Genomic DNA, 19,498 nt, shown 5'->3' with positions numbered 1-19,498 from the left:
TTATAAATTCAGGCTTTTCCGCTCATGCTCTAATAACCAACGCTTTCTCTCTAGCCCACCTGCATACCCTACCAGTTTACCATTTTTGCCAATGACACGATGACAGGGGATGATGATTGCTATTCGGTTACAGCCGTTAGCGGTTGCAACGGCTCTTACCGCTTTAGGTTTATTTATTTTTTCTGCTTGCTGTTGATAGGAACAAATTTGGCCATAGGGTATTGTTTTTAAACATTCCCAAACGCTGTTTTGAAAATCAGTGCCTGGCGTGTGTAGTGTAACAGTAAAGGCTGTGCGTTCATTTGCAAAGTACTCGGCTATTTCTTGTTTAGTCTGTTTAATATGTTGATTTTCACCAGCAATGATTTTAGCTTTTAGTCGCAGTTGTAAATCTTTAAATTCGGTTTCTAACATGCGTCTGTCTACAAACTCCAGCAAACAAACGCCTTTATCAGTAGCACAAACAAACATAGGACCTAATGGTGTGGTCAATCGACTAATTAAAATAATGGACTGTTCAGTACTATTTTTGGGTGATTTGCCAACAAATTTTTTATAAGTATAACCAAAACCGCTGAGTGACTCATACCCTGTACCAAAGGCTGTTTCCGTGGCTGTCTTGCCATCTTTTAATTCTTGAAGCGCATTATTGATTCGGTACATCCGTTGGTAGGCCTGAAACGTCATCCCATAATTTTTTTTAAACCACCTTCTCACTAGCTCAGGGCTGATTTGATGTTCTCGCAGCTGCCAGTCTGTAATTTTTTCCTTGGGGTTATCCTTCACCAGATTGATTGCTTTTTCTACTAGCTCTGGTGCCTCATTAGCATTTTCGGCAGGCTTACAAACTTTACAAGGCCGATAGCCTGCATCCAAAGCTTCTTTTAAGGTGGTGAAAAATTCAACATTTTCTAGCTTGGGTTTACGCGCTCGGCAGGTTGAAATACAAAATATGGATGTGGTTTTCACCCCCACATAAAATATACCTACATAGCTTGGTTCTCTATCTAATAGCGCTTGGTAGTAGTTACTTATTGTTTTCTGATCTGTCACTAGCATGTATATAACCTTTACATCCATATAGCCCACAAGCCGAGGCCATATTCTCTTAGCTATACAGTAGCCAATATGGCTATCAACCGACAACCGAAAACTGAACAAGTATTTTTGGGTATCGCAGTATCTACTGGCTTTTAAGACAACTTACTTCATCATGGAGGGTTCGAGGAGAACTGATCAGATATTTCATTAGCTGTACCAATTGAAATACCCAATCAGCCTCAACTCATCAAGCTCAACCAGCAGTCTTAATTTTCAACGTAATTTGCCTGGGTAGTTGATAACTTTCAAACGACACCTTTAGTACTTCTCTGACTGCATCCCAATCCGTCGTCATATATTGACTCATACCTTGCTTAACTTCAATTTGCCAACCATTGGGAAAATGACGGCGTGCGGGAATATAAATTTCTGTTGGTGCAGTTATTTGAGGATTGTGGTTAAAGGTTAGGGTAAATTCTTTTTTATTAGGCTCGTATAAAAAGCTTACGATTTGTCCGGCTACCGCTCTGGGATATACCCTCACTAGACCATCCACTAATACGGTTTCTTTACCTTCTCCATCTGTAGGTGCCCATGAGCCTGGATCATTTGACCAAAATGCCCAGCTGGCCCCCATATGGTCTGCCATAGTGGTTACATCATTTACAAAACGTAAGGCGCCTTCCTGGTTAGGACTAATTCCAAACTCACCTACCACCAAAGGCACTTTCATTTTATTCAACTCTTTAACCCGTGCATCGGGCCAGGATTTAAATGCTAGTACATTACCTTTATAAGCCGCGCCTTCATGAACCAAAACAGGATAAAAGTGTGGTGCATAAACTATACGCGAATTGCCTTGTCTTGGGTCATCAATGACACCTAACGTAGAAGCCACGCCAAAGTTAACTCCAAATGCCTGGGGCTCAATAAATAACCAGGTGTCATTATCCACTGCCCGAATTCTGCTGATGACTCGATCATAAAAAGGTTTTAATTTGAGTGGCTCAAACAATGGCCATAGAGAACTGCCCCCATAAGGCTCATTCATCAGGTCATAGCCAATCACATTTGGGCTGTCTTTAAAGTATTTAGCGACCTGCTGCCAGGCATTGGCATAGTGTTGTTGTAAATAACTATGGCTACCTGAACCATCCCAGAAATTATCAAACGCTCGGGTGACGCCCAGTTCTAGATAAGTTAACCACCAAGGAGAACGAACAGCTACAGGTAAGCCATCAGTCACGGTTGCCCAATCAGGCGCACCATCACCACCAAACTGTAACGCATACAAATCCTGATGCATATCCAGCAGTACATACATATTGTGCTTGGCATACCAACGTACCCTTTCTGCTATTTCAGCTAAATATTGTTGGTCATAAACACCTGGTGCAGGCTCTAGGCGATCCCAAAAGATTAAAAACCGTACAAAATTAAATCCCCAATTATTAGCGGCCCTTGCTACATCTTTTTCCTCAATCCAAGGCAGTCGATTGGGTGCAGACTTAGCACTGCTGCTGGTATTTAGCCCATGCAACACTAGAGAGCGCCCGTGGGGGTCTGTAATATAACGAGATTGATCGGGTTTGATTTTACAACCGGCCACCACTAAAACCATGGCCATCAATATCAGCCAATGAAAAGACCGTAATAAATCCTTTACAGAGTCAGTCATAGGTAGTCCTTTTTTATTATTTTTACTTTATTGGATGTTTTTTAAACCACAATATAAGTATTTACCGAAACATTGTTACTCATCTACGTATAGTTCATTATAATGCCGCCCTTAATTTCAGCAATTGGCAGGTAATGTGGGCAACGCTATTAAAAACACCTGAGAAATAAGCTAATTTTTGGGTGTTTTCTGTCCAAAAGACATCAGCATGCAGCATTTATGTAGCCAGAGTGAAGCGCATACGCTTCGCTTTGGGTGTAACGGGCGTAACTATCAAAAACAGCCCTAACACCTTGGTGCTTACTTACCCAGTAGGAGCCCTATTCCTCATTACCCTACAGCTGAACTATTACATTTTTGCACGCTGATAGGTTTTTAATGAATCATAACGCTAGTTTAAAAACAGTTGATATTATTGCCATTGGGCTAATGACCTTCGCCTTATTTCTTGGGGCGGGTAACTTAATATTACCACCAGGCTTAGGCTATGATGCAGGTGCGGAACTAACACCTGTCATGATTGGCTTTTTGCTTACAGGCGTTGGATTGCCACTATTAGGTATTGTTGCCACCGCTAAAATGAATGGTGGCTTACCTACCATTACTCAGCATTTACCAGCCAAAGTTGCTTTCATTATTGGCGTGGTTATTTATTTATCAATTGGCCCTCTGTTTGCTGCCCCAAGGACTGCTGTAGTCGCTTACGAGATGAGTGTCCTTCCATTCGCTGAGTTAACAGCAGACCCAAACCAATATTTGTGGTTGTACACCATCGTTTACTTTAGTGCTGTGTTGTTAATTTCACTATTTCCAGGCCGGCTGATGGACTCAATTGGTAAAGTCATTACCCCTTTACTGGTTGTTGTATTAGTACTGATTGCGCTGGGTACCTTCCTTAACCCACAAGGTGAATTACAATCAACAACTCAAATAGAAGGCTCGCCATTTAGTAAAGGCTTTACAGAAGGTTACTTAACCTTAGATACCTTAGCATCACTGGTATTTGGAATTATCATTATTAATAGTTTGCGCCAACGGGGCATTACCGACTCGAAGCAGCTAACAAAGTACACCCTGGCTGCTGGCTTTATTGCAGCAGCTGGTTTGTCGATGGTGTATATCAGTCTGTCTTACCTGGGTGCTACCAGTCATAGCTTAGTAGCTGAGAAAATCAATGGCGCCCAAATGATTGGTATCTATATCAACCAAATTTATGGCCACTGGGGGCAAGTGATTTTGGCCATTGCGATATCTTTAGCCTGCTTCACCACTGCGGTTGGGTTGATGACCTCTTGCGGTGAGTACTTTCATAAATGCTGGCCAAAAATTTCATACCGTACCTTTGTGATAATTTGTACAGCCGTTACTGCCTTAGTCGCTAATGTTGGTCTGAATCAATTGATGGCATTGGCTATTCCTGCACTATTAGCCATTTATCCAGTAGCTATTGGCTTAATACTGTTGTGCTTTATCAGTGACCAGCTAGCAAATCCTCGCTTGGTTAATAGCCTAACCTTGTTTGCTATTTTCTGTGTGAGTTTATTTGATGGTTTGAATGCTGCCGGTATTGAAGCCATCAAACCAGTTTACGACTTGTATCAGCAGCTGCCGTTTGCCAGTCAGGGGCTTACTTGGTTAATCCCAGGTATCGCAGGCTTTCTAGCAGCAATAGCACTATCCAAGTTGTCAGCTAATAGTCGATTGGCGCCTACATCTTAAGTACCCACTTAAGCACCACACGTCAGGGCTGTCTTAATTAACAGCCCCTATTGCTATAACTGCTTTGCCTACAGCAAGCCAGCAGGCTAAAATAGCAGCACTTCATTTCTGATACAGGAAAACTGTGAGTATGCGTTATCTATCTGTTTCTATCTTAGCTACTCTACTTGCTTTAATAACAGGCTGCAGCAAAGTGACCAGTGAAAACTACAACAAAATTAAACTGGGTATGGAAAGCAGCGAAATAGAGCAATTTTTGGGCAAACCGACCAAGTGTGATGCTATTTTGACCGCCAAACAATGTGTATGGTCTTCTGGTAATAAGTCAATTGATGTGAAGTTTGTGAGTGACAAAGTGGTGTTATTTAGCAATACCGGGCTTTAAGTCAAACACTGCATCAGAATGTTTTATTTTCTACCCAAGGTTTTTAGTGTTTTTACTCATATCGTTGTGAACCGATAGTCAATGGGAATAGCATAAGCACTCTTTGAGGTACTGCCTCAAGGGTGCTTAATCAACGCTAGCGCTACACTGATTGACACTAAGCCAAACTCTCGCCTAACCGCATAAATATTTTTCAACCAATTATCCGACCAGTCGATCATAAACAACGCATAATGAAAGAAAACTAACGCAGCCAGCCAAGCTGCCCACCTCACTACTTTTAACGAATCAACGGTTAAAGCAGCACCCAGTGCAGCTAATAAAAAAGCCGGTGCAGCAAAGGTTGGTATATGACCAAAGCCACCAAACAGCGCAGCCACTACTAGTGGCAAAATTAACGCATAACGTAATTTACCCCACAGCCCATACCAGTATTTTTCAGAAATGATGCCATTCAATTCATTGCTAACACTATAGAACCCTGGCCCTAGTTTATATAAAACAAAGGCTGCGATTGCCATTGCCACTTCGCGGATTTGTACAAGTGGGGCTGGTGCGGTATAAACCGCTACTTCCAGCTGAACATTAGGAATCGTCATAACAGGCAAAGCAATGACATAAAAAACCAACATAAAAAATGTCAGCATCGCATTCCACTTTACCGCCAAGCCAGCAATCAAACTGCAACCAACAACTAATTCAACCATTGCCATCAGGGCTAGCAAACTGGCAGGCGTCAACAAGTGCCCCCAACTGCTTTGGAACAAAAAATACTGAAAAAATTGATTAATATAACCTGCTGTACCTAAATAGAAACCAAGCATGTCAGCAAACTGGGTGGGAGACAATAACCCTAAAAACTTGATTAACGCTTCAACGACCAACCAACCACCCAAGCCTAGCCGAAGAATAAAGGCTGTTCGCATTACCGAAACTTGATAAGTCGATCTGGTTTGAAGCCCCCCAATTAATGCCTGTAACATATGTCACTCTACACATAAAAAAATCTCTACTGATTATAAAGACCCAGAAGCCCAGCCATTCCTTTCAAAATATTCTTTGGAGAGCGTCTGTTATACCAGTCACAATTCATTGTTAATGACATATACACACCAACTATCCCCAGTCTGGCTGCCACTGGCTGACTCTAGTAGTCCCTGGACAAAATAAGGAAACAATTTCACCATGCATCATAAGCATTTATTTGTACTAACAACACACATAGTTTGCCCATACAATGCAACCTTGCACGCATAAATAAATTATTGACATTTATTGTTATAATTTATTTATCACTAATCACCATCTGCTTTCAGGACTTATTTTGGTGCAACATTCTCAGCAAATATTTCTCATACTACAGAATCAGCTACTATTTTCACGAAAGAAAAAACAAAAAATATAATTAAGTTAATTTATTTTGCTCTCAAAAAAGTAAGTATTCACGTTTTCATAGGTAAAGCATGTCACTTAGAAAATTTCAACGTTTTGCTTTATTATCCCCTCTGACTGATTTTGGATTAATTAACTCCCATCTTAAAGTGTCCTGACTCATAGGTTATGAAAGTGGATATAATCAAGCGCTTAGGCTTACTTGGCCTTTTAGTTGCTATTTCACAAGTAGTGATTGCAAAAAACAATACAAAAATAGTCGTTGTATACTCTGTTACCAGTTTTAGTAAACAAGCAAGTAAAGCTTTTAGAAAGGCAACTGGCATTAAAGTACATGTTTTAGGTAGATCTGGCAGTGGAGCAACTCTGGCACGAATTACAGGCGAAAGGCGAAGTCCTAAAGCCGATGTGTGGGTAGGTGGTAGTCTAGGGGCACATGCACAGGCTGCTTTTAGCGGCTTAACTGAGCCCTATCGCCCAAATAATTTTGATGAGCTTGATCCAGAGTTTCGCGACCCCTTAGGTAATAATCGAGTGACAGGTCTTTACACCGGTGTATTAGGATTTATTGTCAATTATGACGTGTTAAAAGCAAAGCAACTTTCTGCCCCAAATAGTTGGCAATCACTACTTGAAAACCGTTATCACGGTTTGATTGGTATGAAAAGTCCGTTAGTTTCAGGGACAGCCTATACTACACTCGCCACTTTAGTCCAAATGATGGGAGAAGATGCTGCATTTAGTTATCTGAAAAGTCTCTATCATAACCTTGCTGGATACACTCACTCACACACCAGGCTCACTTCTCTAGGCAAACTGGGAATTACAATTACCTTTCTTCACGAAGCCGTTGAAGAAAAGTACAAGTTCCCGGAAAAAATATTGACGCAATCATACCAAAAGAAGGTACTGGCTATGAAATAGGTGGTTTAAGTCTCATCAAAAATGGTCCAAACCCAATCGCCGCAAAGCATTTTATTAATTTCATTCTCTCAGAAAAAGGTCAAATTTTATTCAACCAAACTAACTATCAATTTCCAGTTAATTTAAAAGTACAAAAATTCTCCAAAGCGCCCAAAGTCGATAAACGCAAATTAATAAACTTTAACTTTGCTTGGTCTGGTAAAAACCGACAACGTCTTATCGACCTATATAAAAAAGAAGTATTAGCCAACCCAAACAAAGCCAAACTCGATTATTAAACAAATCTACAAATTTAAACAAAACCATAGAAATTAAAAAATGGCCAATAAAGTTTTCAACAATATAAATTTAAAAAACAAACTAATATTCACTTACTTAGTAATAGGTATTATTCCTTTTATTGCTATATCCTTACTAATGCTAAGTTACTTCACAAAAAACTTAGAGCAACAAGCATTTAACCAGTTACTATCACTTCGTGACATAAAAAAATCGCAATTAACTGAGTACTTCGAACAGGTAAAAAATCAAACACAGTATTTCATTGGTAGTAGTGATAAAGAAAACATGAACACTACTAATACTCGTGTACTCCAGTACTTGATTGATTTTAGAGAAGATATAAAGCCTTTAACAACCAATAGCCAAGATGCATATACTATTCTACAAAAACTATACGTTATTGGAAGTGAAGACCAGCCAACAGATATTCAATTTAACCGCGATTACTATGACTATACCCATGAGGAAATACATCCTTTCTTAAAAACATTTGTTAATCAGTTTCACTTCGATAACCTCTACCTTGTTACTAGTGGTGGTAATATCGTCTATTCAGTATTCAAAGAAGCAAGCTTTGGCACCAACCTTACCAATGGCAAATATGCTAGCAGTAGTTTAGGCCAAGCGTTTATACAAGTTAAAAATGCTGTAGCAAATATCAGTGCAACGAGTAGCAGTGTATTTTTTTCCGATTTTGATCAAATTAACTCCAATATATCAGCTTTTATATCAATGCCACTTTATGAATATGGTAAGTTTCAAGGTGTCATTATCTTTCAACTACCCTTTCGCCATATTAACAATATTATGTCAACTCGATCTGGGTTAGGCGAAACAGGTGAAACCTATCTAGTAGGTCCTGACCAACTGATGCGCTCTGAAGGTTATCGAGCACCACACCAATATTCCATAAAATCAACTCTCAATAACCCTGCTCCCCCTCCAATAGCAACATTGCCTGTACAAACAGCACTCAAAGGAGAAGCTAATATATTAGTGACAACCTCCTATTTAGGGGATGAGGTACTGAGTGCTTATACACCTATTGATGTCTTTGGCTATCGTTGGGCATTGATAGCAGAGGTATCAACCAACGAAGCATTTGCAACAATCAATCAGCTACAACTATTAGCTATCTTTATCGCCTTGGCAATAATCATTGCTATCATATTTATTGGTTATACCATTGCCAGCACTATTGCAAAACCTATTCTTACCCTAACAGGCGCTGCAGAAAAAATTGCTGCTGGCAATTTACAACAAGCAGTTGATATCCAGCGTCAAGATGAAATCGGCCGATTAGCTCATAGCTTTGCTATCATGCGTACGGCAGTAGCCGATAAAATACATGAAATTGAACAGCAAAATATAGCGCTTAAAAAACTTGATGAATTTAAAAATAATCTATTAGCAAACACTACCCATGAATTAAAAACCCCCTTAAATGGCATTATTGGACTCACTGAGTCGTTAGTTGGTCAAATACCACAACGTTATACAAAGACTTTACATAATATCATCAATAGTGGTCGACGATTATCAAACTTAGTCAATGATATTCTCGATGCAGCCAAACTTAAACAAAAACAAATTCAACTAAAAGCCCAACCGTTAAATCTACGTCAAATCGTTGATTTAGATATTTCAATATCAGCTTCCTTAATTGGTGACAAACCAGTCAACTTGGTTAATTTAGTACCAGACTCAATATGCGCACATGCAGACCAACACCGGCTTCAACAAATACTGCAAAACCTGATTGGTAATGCCATTAAATTCACTGATAGAGGTGAAATTCAAATCATCGCTCAATCACAACAAAATATTATTGAAGTCAGTGTGATTGATACTGGTATTGGTATTAACCCCAATGACCAACAACGTATTTTTGATGCCTTTGAACAGTCGGAGTCAAGTGCAAATCGTAGTTACAGCGGCACAGGTTTAGGCCTAGCGATTACAAAGCACTTAGTAGAACTCCATGGTGGAAATATTCGAGTAGAATCAGTTCCCTCCAAAGGATCAAGTTTTATTTTTACACTACCCATTAGCCATGAAACGCCCAAATTTCAGGAACCAACACTAGAACCTACTGTGGAGTTCAGTCAGGTACTTGAGCCACCTCAATTAAATCAAGGTAAAGAAAAAGATTTTGTCATTCTAGCCGTTGATGATGAACCCATTAACTTAGACATTATTTTAAACCATTTAGCCAATAGCAATTGCCAAGTTATCCCTGCCTATTCAGGTAAAGAAGCCCTTGACAGTGTTCAAAAAAATAAGCCAGACCTTATCCTATTAGATGTTATGATGCCACAAATGGATGGCTATGAAGTTTGTAAAGTATTACGTGAACAATACACCAGTTATGATTTACCTATTATCTTCCTGACTGCTCGTAACCAGTTAAGAGACTTAATCTATGGCTTTAATGTAGGTGGAAATGACTACCTGACCAAGCCCTTTTTCAAAGATGAATTACTAGCACGGGTTAAAGTCCAACTGGAGCTATTAATTCATCGCAAACCAATGAAACAACTACATCAGTTCTCAAATAACATCAGCCAGTTTAAATCCCATGAAGAAATGGTTCAGGCCACTTATGAGCTTCTTGTCAGTGATCCTTTAGTAGAAGCAGCCGCAACCTTTTTTGAAGGAAATGTAACCAACAATACACCCTCTGCTACAGACCAGTTGATTCAATATCCACCTTCATTAGATAAAGAAATAGAGCTGTATGAAATTAATAACCACTTAGTTTCAATGTATATCAAAGTTTCTAGCTTTTATGCATTAGCGGCAACTTTCCCTAAGTCCTCTTCAGAAGAGTGGCTTCGCAATATTGTATTACAAGCCCATAAAAGTATAGAGCAAATTCGGCGCATCAGCTCAAGTCCTGATAATGCTATTATTCACAAACATATTGTGCCGTGCCTTAACGATATTCTATATATCAGAGTTGAGAAAAATTATTGCATTCTTGTTAAACATAATGGCCAACGAGTAGCCGAAGAAATACTGCGTATTCCATTCAAACAAGTGCTTTTTTATATTGAAAAAAATCAACTGTTTCAGGTTCATCGTTCTTATGCAATCAACCCTGACAAAGTAAAGTCAGCAAGTAGTAACAAATTAACTATTTATCTTGAAGATGATTTAGAAGTACCTGTTGCTAAAAAGTACTTACCTGACCTTAAAAAGCACTACCCCGAAAAATTCACTGGCGCTGTATTAACTACTTAAATCGACAGGGCTTACGCCCTGTGATTATATACCCACTAAAGCAGGTATGTACTAAATTACTGAGAACAACTGACTGATTCACCGACTTCTAAAACTGTATAGCTTGAAGAATCAACACTAATGCTAGTGCATTTGTAGATAGGTCCATCCATTTGTTGGGTTTTCAATTCATAGTAGAACTTACTATAATCAGAGCTAGGCTTAGAATACTTCAAATGAATTAAGAATTGACCGCTAGTCAGTGCTTGCACATTAGCGTCATTACTAATATTTGTTAGTGTATTAGCGCTAGCAATAGTTGAAGTGAATGCTAAAGCACCTAATAACATAGCGATTTTTTTGTTCATGATAATTTCCTTACTGTTGTTCAACCTAATTGAGTTAGTTTTATTACTCATGAGTACAAGTAGCCTATCCAACAAATTAACAAAAAGCTTTTTGTGAAAGGGTTACTAAGCGAGTGTTCTTGAAACACCACCTATGCTAGCCAATCAAATCAAGCCAAACTATCACTTTGGGACAACACGAATTGTTATGGGATAAACAGGGTAGATACTGGGATAACAACAATATAGTTTGGGATAACAGCCTGTTTATCAACTGTTATTAAGTAAAGGGGGCTTCTAATTCTTGTTTATCCCATTTAAATACTTCGTTTAGTTGTATGTTATCCCTACTTAAACTTGCTTTATCCCAAAAACGTCATTCGTTATCCCAAAACGATTCTCCTTACCCCAAATCATTTTTTGCAAAGCAATTGGTGTGGTTATATTTATCTCGTCAACCAAAAATAGGTTCACTGAACAACAAACGTCCTGAATAAAACTCAACCACTAAAAGGTATCTGTTATGAAAAAATTATTACTATCTGCAGCTCTAGTAGGCTTGTCTTCAATCGCTTCTGCCGACTATTTCCATCCTGTGACCATTAATAGAATTACAATAAACGACGCCGTCTCAATTTCATCTGGAGAATCAATCCAAAACACTTGTAGTTACTTCGGAGCAAAATTGAAATTTGATGCTACAACGCCCAAAGGAAAAAGTATGCTTAGCCTGGTGTTACTGGCTAAAGCCACAGGCCAACCCATTTCTGTATGGTATACACCCACTACTGGAACCGGAGATGAAAACTCTGGATGTAATCCAGGTAACTTAGCTGTAGTTAATGAGGTTGGTATGTATTAACAACTTCTCCTTAGTAATAAGGAACAACTAATAACAATAACCAGCACTTGAATTAAGAGATAGCAAGGAAAAACAGATGAAAAAACTACTAATTGCCGCTTCATTATCCCTGATGGTATGTACCCACGCTAATGCAGGTTGGGATGATAACAGTGGAAGTGGATATACAGTTAATACTGTTATTATTGAAGGTAATGAAGATGCAACTTGGTATAATGTTACTTTGTTGCCGTCCATCTCGACAACTCAACCCAGTTGCCAACAGCCTTTTATAGAATTAAATGCATCTACACCTAAAGGTAAACATTTATACGCCGCTCTGTTATTAGCAAAAGTAACTAGTTCAAAGCTATCTGTTCATCTTGATTTATCAAACTGCCAAAATGGTGGGCGTGCTCGGTTTGGTTCAATATCATTTATGTAATAACTTCAAAAATCTACTTTATTCATAAATATAGTACTTAGTGGAATGCGCCATGAAACGCTTAATATTAATAATTAGTCAATTCGCATTAACTTGTTCCATATCGAACACAAGTTATGCCGATACTACATTCCTCAGTGAGGATATTATAAAACAATATGCACCTGTCGTTTATCTACACTCAGATGAAAAATATCAACCATCATCGTTAGAGTGGTTTACTGATAGTCCTCAAATCAGCTTTGATGGAGCAAGGTATAACTATAACCATTCATTCGATGGCAACTATCATAATCCACCCAATGCAACTGTATTGTATGGACAAAAACCAGGAGCATCAGACACTACCCCTCCCTATTATGCCATTGTTTACCCAAGAGGCAATAACACTACCGACGTAGTATATGCAATGTTTTATCCTTACAATCAAGGGAAAAAAGGCTGTGAGTTTTTACAAGGGGACTATAAATTCAATGGTTGGAAAGACTTATCATCCAGCAAAGCCTGCACACTGGCATCGGTAGCAAACTATAACAAGTCGTATGGGAATCATGTAGGCGATTGGGAATCCGTTACTGTTCGTTTTAATGGTAATACACCCGTTGCCGCCTATTTAAGTGCTCATGGGGATCGACCAAAGCATAACTGGAACGAACTGGAGTTTGATGGTCAACGCCCAATAGTGTATTCCGCCTTAGGTTCACATGCTTTGTATAAAAATCAAGGCTATCATACCTCTAATATCACTGACATGCCAACGACTGTAGATGTCGCCATGTGTGCAGCATTTCCGAAAACCTATTCATCCTGTAAAGAAGTATGTATTCCAGTAGTAGGTTGTCATGATGTGTGCTCTCCCCCTATTCCTGATGTTTGCACTAATGTCAGAATGAACTTACGGGAACCTACCAATCGAGGTACTCAATGGAAGCCCTCTGCCAATAATATTCAGGTAATTCATTGGCATGGTAGAGTAGCAGGAGCTGATAGCCCACTCGCTAGAAATTATGTGGGCAAAGAGTCCTGGTTAAACTTTACTGGTCACTATGGTAATCCGGCTCAAGGTGATGAAGAAAGCGGTGAAAGTGAGCTTAATAGTGGCCCCACTGGCCCATTAGATGAGAGCCTTTTTAATAAGATTAGTGGTGGTGAAAAAGACTTAAGCTTTTTAACCCCTAGTGAAAAGCAGCAGTGGACAGGCTTGACTACAGAAGTTATTGCTCACATTATTAATCAAACATTATCATATTAGCTCCAATATTAAAAAACAGTAAAGCTGAAAAGCTTTACTGTTTTAACTTTCAAGCCTCTCAGCACGCCAAAAAAGTAAAAGATTGCGTTCAAAATCCAACCCTGCACAAGTTTTGATTAACTATAAAAATAATCAACTTAGATAAAAGGTTATGCTATAGTCTTGATCATTAAAGAGTTTAACTCCAATTATGGTTGAACAATGGTCAGATTAATTTCAGCATTAATCATAGTTTTTGCTTCTTCAATAACAACTGCTCACGTTAATCCAACTCAATTAACAGTCAAACATATTCAGAAAGCTGATGAGTATGTACTCAAGCTCCTGAATTTAGCTCTAGAAAAAACTCGTACAACTTATGGTCCCTATCAATTAAAAGGGGTGTCAAATGGTTCGACATTAGGAAGACGGTTAAAAATGCTAGAACAGGGCTATTATGACATTCTTCATTTTGGATTCAGCCATGAAAGAAATAAACGCTTTACGGCAATTGAAGAACCTATCTTCCGAGGCTTAAAAGGTTATCGCCTATTTCTTATCCATAGAAACAATATAAATATTTTTGCTAAAATTAAAACATTGAACCAACTTAAAAAGAACTTTACTGCTGGCTTTGGAGCACACTGGGCTGATATTACTACCCTAAAACAAAATGGCATCAAAGTACAAGAAGCAGTGGCAAGCCACCATTTAATGGGAATGCTCAATGCAAAACGATTTGACTACTTCCCTAGAGGTATTGATGAAATCTGGCAAAATTTAAGAGAAACAAATTACTCTGACATTACCATTGAAACCAGTTTAGCATTTTTTTACCCTTACCCTATATACTTTTATGTACAAAAGGACAATAAGTCATTAGCAAACCGCATTCAACGTGGTCTAATAGCAGCTAAAAATGATGGTACATTTAAACAGCTATTCTTAACCTACCATTCCACTTATATAAAAAGAGCAAACATTCAAGGCAGAAAAATATTTCACCTTCAGAATTCTGAGTTATCACCAGCTGCGTCATCTATTGATACCAGCTGGTGGCAGTAATATATAAGCAACATCAGACTAACGTATAATAAGCCCAACGACGCTCCCCCACTCTCATCAATTGTCCACTTCTGTGTAGCTTCTTTAGTAAGTAAGATGCCCGCTGATGGGTTATATTTAAAAGCTTTTGACACTGGTTATTATTAATGCATTTATTAGCTGCTAAATAGTCTAAAATGACAGCTTCTGCATTTTGATTACTATAAATAGGCAGTGAACTATTCTTTGTATTACTGAGTTTTAAATCATACTTGTTTGAACATCGTGAGCTATCAAAATGTAAGTTAGCTATAGGTTTATTATTTAAAGGTAGATGATATGGCATTATTGTATTGCCTCCACTACGAATCAAAGCATATTCAATAAAATTCCTAAGTTCACGAACATTACCAGGGAAAGCATATTGCTCCAAAGCCTTAATTGCCTCATAGCTTATTGAAACTGGAGTAAAAGCCATTTCATCCACCAGTTGAGCAAGAAAATGGTTAGCCAATAGTTCAATATCCTCTTGTCGTTCACGTAAAGGTGGTGTTTGTAGGCAATAGCCAGATAAACGAAAATATAAATCCTGCCTGAAAACTTTATCAGCAATCGCTTGCTGCAAGTCTACGTGAGTAGCAGCAATGATACGAACATCAATATCACGTTCTTTTACATCACCAACCGGTATAATTTTTCCTTCTTCCAAAACACGAAGCAACTTAGCTTGTAAACGTAGCGGCATTTCTCCCATTTCATCTAAAAATAAAGTACCGCCATTTGCAGCTTCAAAATAACCTTTGCGATCGCCTTGGGAGCCTGTATAAGCACCCTTAATAGAGCCAAAAAAGGTTGCATCAGCCAATTCTTCAGGAATTGCCGAACAATTCACCGCAATAAAAGGACCACTAGACCTACTGCTACCAAAGTGAACCGCCCGTGCAACCAATTCTTTTCCTGTACCACTTTCACCTAATATTAATACATTGGTTTTACTTACATGATGCAAACGACGTATTTCAGTTAATAAGCCCATTACTGCTTTACTTTTACCAACAAATGTCGCAATGCCCCACTTTTCAGCCTCCAGCTTTGACAATGCAGATAGGGCGTGGCTAGCTTGGTTAAAAGCAGCTTCTGCCTTTCTACGCTGATTTTTCTCTTCCAATAATTGGTTATTGAGCAAACTTAACTCTCTATTTTTTTGTGCTAATTCAGTTATTTGATGCCTAACTGTTATGTGTGTTCTCACCCTGGCTAATACTTCTTCTGCTTCAAATGGTTTAGTGATATAGTCCACCGCTCCATTTGTAAAAGCATCAAGTTTATGCGTTGTTGAGTTCAACATACTAATAAAAATAATGGGTATATCCCTCGTATGTGGATTAGATTTTAATTTCTGGCAGGTATCAAAACCATCAATACCAGGCATCAGAATATCGAGTAAAATCAAGTCAGGGTAATGTCTAACTGGGAACTCACTGAATAACAACTTCAATACTTGCTCACCACTGATAGCAATACTAACATCATAGTGGGATGATAAAATTTCTCCTAATATAAGAATATTTGCTCGCTCATCATCTACTATTAGTATTTTTCCATTATTATTCTGCATAATCTGTAGTAACTTCTAATTTTTTTATCATGTTATCAATAATATTCAGCGCTTGATCAAAGTCAAAAGCTGTAATAGCGAGTATAAGCTTTTCAAAAACATCAGCACAAGTCGTAGGCATTTCACTTTTTATCTCTACTGCCTGCTGGTTTGCACAAAAAGCATGTTGAGACAAACTATCACGCAAAACTGTTATTTTCTTATAGGTAGTAACATCTACACTTATCTTTCGATCAATAGTAGTGTCTGTCAAGCCATTATTTTTAGGCACAGACTCCAATCCTGCCCAGTTGTATAAACCTACAATCAATTTATCATGTTCTTCTATAAAATCTGAAATATCTTGCTCTTTACAATTAAGCTGCTCACAACATTTTTCTAATTTTGTTGCAACGAAAACAAGTTTATCTGCACCAATATTAGCAGCCGCTCCTTTAAGTGCATGTAATTTTTTTTGAGCAGAGATAAAATTCTTTTGCTCAATTAGTTGTTTAATTTGCACACCATCAGTGTAATGATCGGTGTAAAACACATTCAATATTTTATTATAAAATAACTGATTTCCTTTAATTCGGTAAATTCCTACTTGTGTATTTATTCCAGGCAAATCATCTGGTATTGGATTATATTGTGTAGCTGTTTTTCTGTTTAATCTAACAACGGAGTTAGTACTGCAACCCTTCAGCCAATGAGATAAACAATTATAGAATACTAGGGGATCAATCGGTTTCGTTAAAAAATCGTTCATCCCGGCCTGAGTTGCTTTTTCTCTCTCACTATCCAAAGCATTCGAGGTCAGCGCTATTATGGGTACATCTTTTAACTCTGGTAACTCACGTATTTTTCTTGCTGTCTGATAGCCAGACATACCCGGCATTTGGATATCCATTAAAACCAACTGATAATACTCACAACTAAGCATAGCAACTGCTTCACTACCATTATTTGCAACACTTACATCAATTTCGACTTGGTTTAATAACTCACTAATTACCTGCTGATTAACTCGATTATCTTCTACCACTAAGATCCTACATCCCCTACAAGCAAATGGATTGTTTGGCTCAATTACTGGTTGAGAGGGCACATAACCTAAATTAAAAGGTATTTCTACAATAAACTCACTGCCACACCCTAATTGCGATTTTACGTTAATGACACCTCCCATTAGCTCTACTAATTGGCGACTGATAGCAAGCCCTAGACCTGTACCACCATAACGCCTGGTTGTAGCAGCTTCTGCTTGAGTAAAACTTTCAAACAATGAGTCTATTTTAGATTCTTCAATACCAATGCCTGTATCCTTTACACAAAAACGTATAAATACAGGGTTGCTTTCTGATACTGCTATATTTACTTGCTTACTAGTAATACTTTGTTGTGTGACATTAACACAATCACCACCCTCTGATATTTTTACACTCACTGTGCCTGAATCAGTAAATTTCATCGCATTGTTGACCAAGTTAATAAATACTTGTTGTAGCCTTAATGCATCGCCTATCAAATAATCAGGTATATCCGGATTCAAAGTCACTATAAAAAGCAAGCCCTTTTCTTGCATCTGTTCAGTAAACATTTGCTCAATATTTTTTACAATATTTCTTAAACTAAAATTTGCACTCTCAATAGCTAACTTACCAGCCTCTATCTTTGACATATCCAACGTGTTATTGATAATCCCCAGTAAAACTTGAGAAGCTGATTGAATTTTATTCAAATAATCTTTTTGTTTTGGCGATAGACGAGTTTTCAAAGCTAAATAAGCTAATCCCGTAATAGCATTCAGTGGAGTACGAATTTCATGGCTGATATTAGCAAGAAATTGGCTTTTTGCTTCATTTGCTTCACTGGCTTTCTGTTGTGCAATCTCTAGCTCTTGAGTACGAATATTAACAGTTTTTTCCAGTTCAGTATTATAATCCGCTATTACTTGCTCCGCCTTTTTAAGTTTTGTTATGTCTGTTGCAATTGTGCCAACATCTTTAATTTGAGTCGTTGAGTCATAAAGAGGAAACTTAACCAATAAATAAGTGTGATCACCATCAGCAAGCCTTATAGTTTCTTCCACTTCTATGGGTCGTTGCTTTTCAAAAACTTGATCATCATTTGTAGAAAAAGCTATACTACCCTGTTCATTAATATTATTTTGATTTACTTGTGCACCTGTCTGCTCAGAAGCAAATGAACCAAAAACTCTTTCATACTCTTTATTTACCATTACATACTGATTCTGCTTATTTATTATAGTGATAATTGCAGGTGCATTATCGAGTATAGCTTGGAAACGTGCTGAACTCTCACTCAGCTGTTTATTTTTTTCGTCAATAGTTGTTTTTGAACGATATAAACTTGTAAGCATTTGGTTAAATGCTTCAGCTAACAGACTTATTTCGTTACGTACTTTAGTGTTAATAGAAATTTTTTGGCTAATTAATAAGTTTAATCTGATACCTTTTATAGCATGGGTCAATTCAGCCAAAGGTTTACGAATTCTTTGATTAAAAACCCAGAAAAATAGTAGCCATAGCACAATTGTTTTTAAAACAGCATTAACAACGATAAAGAAAAAACCCACCTTAACTTCATTCAAAATAACATTCATACTTGAAAACAAGACTACTTCGCCTATATTGATTGGCTGCCCTTCGTGCATAAAGTTAACCGTGAATTTATAGACACTTTCGTCGATATACTGCCCATCATTCTTTAGACCTTCACTGGCTTTGGAAAGGACTAAGCTGGATAAAGTTGAACTAGGCACTTGTCCAGCATGACCAATGATATTGCCATTCTCTCCTTTGAGTATGACTCCTTCAACGGATGGGTAGGCAACTAAACCAGACAAAACACTACTTACCTGTTCTTGATTGACATCCCACAACGCTTTAGCAAGTATCGGTTGAAATGTCTTGGCAATAGCAAACAATTCTTGTGAAACACCAGACTTTGCATGCAGCCACTCACTTACCATATGAACAGAAGTAACTGCTAAGGTAATGAACAAATAAAAGGAAAAAACGACTTTAAGTAACTCGCTAGCAAGTGACTCCGTTATTTTAATAGGTAGACCACTCTTGCTACTGCTCAGTATTTCACTATGCATAACCAAATAAAAACCACCAAAGCAAGTATTTACTTTCTCGTATTTTAATAGGCAATTTGCTTATAACATGCTTATAAACGTTTTTACAAGCTTATAGGTTGCTTATAGTAAGTTCTTTACATTTTATTTACTTTAAGCACTTAAACACCAAATTAGTTGTTAATTTATAAACCACAAAGAGTAAGCAAATAGACACTTTAACAACAATTTTTATCTACTTCTT

15 protein-coding genes are annotated in these 19,498 nt (G+C 37.9%); 9 read left to right on the top strand and 6 right to left on the bottom strand.

The window, feature by feature from the left end; translation table 11 throughout:
* The gene (locus tag OQE68_RS20645; RefSeq protein WP_180569150.1) at positions 1 to 1,059 is read right to left on the bottom strand and encodes a bifunctional transcriptional activator/DNA repair enzyme AdaA; all 1,059 of its coding nucleotides are present in this window, start codon (positions 1,057 to 1,059) and stop codon (positions 1 to 3) included.
* A 235-nt stretch (positions 1,060 to 1,294) separates the two neighbouring features.
* Positions 1,295 to 2,719: a cellulase family glycosylhydrolase gene (locus OQE68_RS20640; RefSeq protein WP_180569151.1), complete on the bottom strand. Its 1,425-nt coding sequence runs from the start codon at positions 2,717 to 2,719 to the stop codon at positions 1,295 to 1,297.
* 378 nt (positions 2,720 to 3,097) lie between these two features.
* Here OQE68_RS20640 and brnQ point away from each other — a divergent pair, with 378 nt between their 5' ends.
* Entirely contained in the window at positions 3,098 to 4,438 is a 1,341-nt protein-coding gene (gene brnQ / locus OQE68_RS20635) for a branched-chain amino acid transport system II carrier protein (RefSeq protein WP_180569152.1), read from the top strand.
* 130 nt (positions 4,439 to 4,568) lie between these two features.
* On the top strand, positions 4,569 to 4,823 hold the full coding sequence (locus OQE68_RS20630; protein ID WP_180569153.1) for a DUF3862 domain-containing protein: 255 nt from the start codon (positions 4,569 to 4,571) through the stop codon (positions 4,821 to 4,823).
* Positions 4,824 to 4,939: 116 nt separating this feature from the next.
* Here the strand turns inward: OQE68_RS20630 and OQE68_RS20625 are convergent, their stop codons facing one another.
* A complete protein-coding gene (locus OQE68_RS20625; protein WP_180569154.1) occupies positions 4,940 to 5,806 on the bottom strand; it encodes a DoxX family membrane protein in 867 nt (288 codons plus the stop codon).
* A 583-nt stretch (positions 5,807 to 6,389) separates the two neighbouring features.
* Between OQE68_RS20625 and OQE68_RS20620 the strand changes: the two genes are divergently transcribed.
* The 3 genes from OQE68_RS20620 to OQE68_RS20615 all read left to right on the top strand — a co-directional run bounded on the left by OQE68_RS20620 (position 6,390) and on the right by OQE68_RS20615 (position 10,664).
* A complete protein-coding gene (locus OQE68_RS20620; protein WP_180569155.1) occupies positions 6,390 to 7,139 on the top strand; it encodes an extracellular solute-binding protein in 750 nt (249 codons plus the stop codon).
* Positions 7,097 to 7,417, top strand: a complete 321-nt coding sequence (locus OQE68_RS30920) for an ABC transporter substrate-binding protein (protein WP_180569183.1) — start codon at positions 7,097 to 7,099, stop codon at positions 7,415 to 7,417. The genes OQE68_RS20620 and OQE68_RS30920 overlap by 43 nt, the downstream gene beginning before the upstream one ends.
* Before the next feature lie 139 nt (positions 7,418 to 7,556).
* Entirely contained in the window at positions 7,557 to 10,664 is a 3,108-nt protein-coding gene (locus OQE68_RS20615; RefSeq protein WP_180569156.1) for an ATP-binding protein, read from the top strand.
* 56 nt (positions 10,665 to 10,720) lie between these two features.
* On the opposite strand, the gene OQE68_RS20610 is transcribed toward OQE68_RS20615, so the two are convergent.
* Positions 10,721 to 11,011, bottom strand: coding sequence for a hypothetical protein (locus OQE68_RS20610; RefSeq protein WP_180569157.1), 291 nt, complete (start codon positions 11,009 to 11,011; stop codon positions 10,721 to 10,723).
* A 502-nt stretch (positions 11,012 to 11,513) separates the two neighbouring features.
* Here OQE68_RS20610 and OQE68_RS20605 point away from each other — a divergent pair.
* The 4 genes from OQE68_RS20605 to OQE68_RS20590 all read left to right on the top strand — a co-directional run bounded on the left by OQE68_RS20605 (position 11,514) and on the right by OQE68_RS20590 (position 14,572).
* Positions 11,514 to 11,852, top strand: a complete 339-nt coding sequence (locus tag OQE68_RS20605) for a hypothetical protein (protein ID WP_180569158.1) — start codon at positions 11,514 to 11,516, stop codon at positions 11,850 to 11,852.
* 76 nt (positions 11,853 to 11,928) lie between these two features.
* Positions 11,929 to 12,276, top strand: coding sequence for a hypothetical protein (locus tag OQE68_RS20600; protein ID WP_180569159.1), 348 nt, complete (start codon positions 11,929 to 11,931; stop codon positions 12,274 to 12,276).
* A gap of 52 nt (positions 12,277 to 12,328) precedes the next feature.
* The gene (locus tag OQE68_RS20595) at positions 12,329 to 13,528 is read left to right on the top strand and encodes a Vps62-related protein (protein ID WP_180569160.1); all 1,200 of its coding nucleotides are present in this window, start codon (positions 12,329 to 12,331) and stop codon (positions 13,526 to 13,528) included.
* A 201-nt stretch (positions 13,529 to 13,729) separates the two neighbouring features.
* Complete coding sequence (locus OQE68_RS20590) at positions 13,730 to 14,572, top strand: type 2 periplasmic-binding domain-containing protein (protein ID WP_180569161.1); 843 nt, start codon at positions 13,730 to 13,732, stop codon at positions 14,570 to 14,572.
* Between the two features lie 13 nt (positions 14,573 to 14,585).
* Here OQE68_RS20590 and OQE68_RS20585 read toward each other — a convergent pair whose 3' ends face one another.
* Together OQE68_RS20585 and OQE68_RS20580 are read right to left on the bottom strand one after the other, a co-directional pair.
* Complete coding sequence (locus OQE68_RS20585) at positions 14,586 to 16,169, bottom strand: sigma-54-dependent transcriptional regulator (protein ID WP_180569162.1); 1,584 nt, start codon at positions 16,167 to 16,169, stop codon at positions 14,586 to 14,588.
* Positions 16,159 to 19,275, bottom strand: coding sequence for a response regulator (locus tag OQE68_RS20580; protein WP_180569163.1), 3,117 nt, complete (start codon positions 19,273 to 19,275; stop codon positions 16,159 to 16,161). The genes OQE68_RS20585 and OQE68_RS20580 overlap by 11 nt, the downstream gene beginning before the upstream one ends.
* Positions 19,276 to 19,498 lie beyond the last annotated feature (223 nt).

It is taken from the genome of Spartinivicinus marinus, from assembly GCF_026309355.1.
GTDB classification, from domain to species: domain Bacteria; phylum Pseudomonadota; class Gammaproteobacteria; order Pseudomonadales; family Zooshikellaceae; genus Spartinivicinus; species Spartinivicinus marinus.
Note: the sequence above shows the minus strand (reverse complement) of the source record. Positions and strands in the feature narration are given on the sequence as shown.

What these genes read in the sequence shown, in the direction of transcription:
- OQE68_RS20610 (WP_180569157.1), bottom strand. Translation starts at nt 11,011, where the DNA reads ATGAACAAAAAAATCGCTATGTTATTAGGTGCTTTAGCATTCACTTCA.
- OQE68_RS20625 (WP_180569154.1), bottom strand. Translation starts at nt 5,806, where the DNA reads ATGTTACAGGCATTAATTGGGGGGCTTCAAACCAGATCGACTTATCAA.
- OQE68_RS20600 (WP_180569159.1), top strand. Translation starts at nt 11,929, where the DNA reads ATGAAAAAACTACTAATTGCCGCTTCATTATCCCTGATGGTATGTACC.
- OQE68_RS20640 (WP_180569151.1), bottom strand. Translation starts at nt 2,719, where the DNA reads ATGACTGACTCTGTAAAGGATTTATTACGGTCTTTTCATTGGCTGATA.
- OQE68_RS20645 (WP_180569150.1), bottom strand. Translation starts at nt 1,059, where the DNA reads ATGCTAGTGACAGATCAGAAAACAATAAGTAACTACTACCAAGCGCTA.
- OQE68_RS20615 (WP_180569156.1), top strand. Translation starts at nt 7,557, where the DNA reads ATGCTAAGTTACTTCACAAAAAACTTAGAGCAACAAGCATTTAACCAG.
- OQE68_RS20595 (WP_180569160.1), top strand. Translation starts at nt 12,329, where the DNA reads ATGAAACGCTTAATATTAATAATTAGTCAATTCGCATTAACTTGTTCC.
- brnQ (WP_180569152.1), top strand. Translation starts at nt 3,098, where the DNA reads ATGAATCATAACGCTAGTTTAAAAACAGTTGATATTATTGCCATTGGG.
- OQE68_RS20580 (WP_180569163.1), bottom strand. Translation starts at nt 19,275, where the DNA reads ATGCATAGTGAAATACTGAGCAGTAGCAAGAGTGGTCTACCTATTAAA.
- OQE68_RS20590 (WP_180569161.1), top strand. Translation starts at nt 13,730, where the DNA reads ATGGTCAGATTAATTTCAGCATTAATCATAGTTTTTGCTTCTTCAATA.
- OQE68_RS20605 (WP_180569158.1), top strand. Translation starts at nt 11,514, where the DNA reads ATGAAAAAATTATTACTATCTGCAGCTCTAGTAGGCTTGTCTTCAATC.
- OQE68_RS20630 (WP_180569153.1), top strand. Translation starts at nt 4,569, where the DNA reads ATGCGTTATCTATCTGTTTCTATCTTAGCTACTCTACTTGCTTTAATA.
- OQE68_RS20585 (WP_180569162.1), bottom strand. Translation starts at nt 16,169, where the DNA reads ATGCAGAATAATAATGGAAAAATACTAATAGTAGATGATGAGCGAGCA.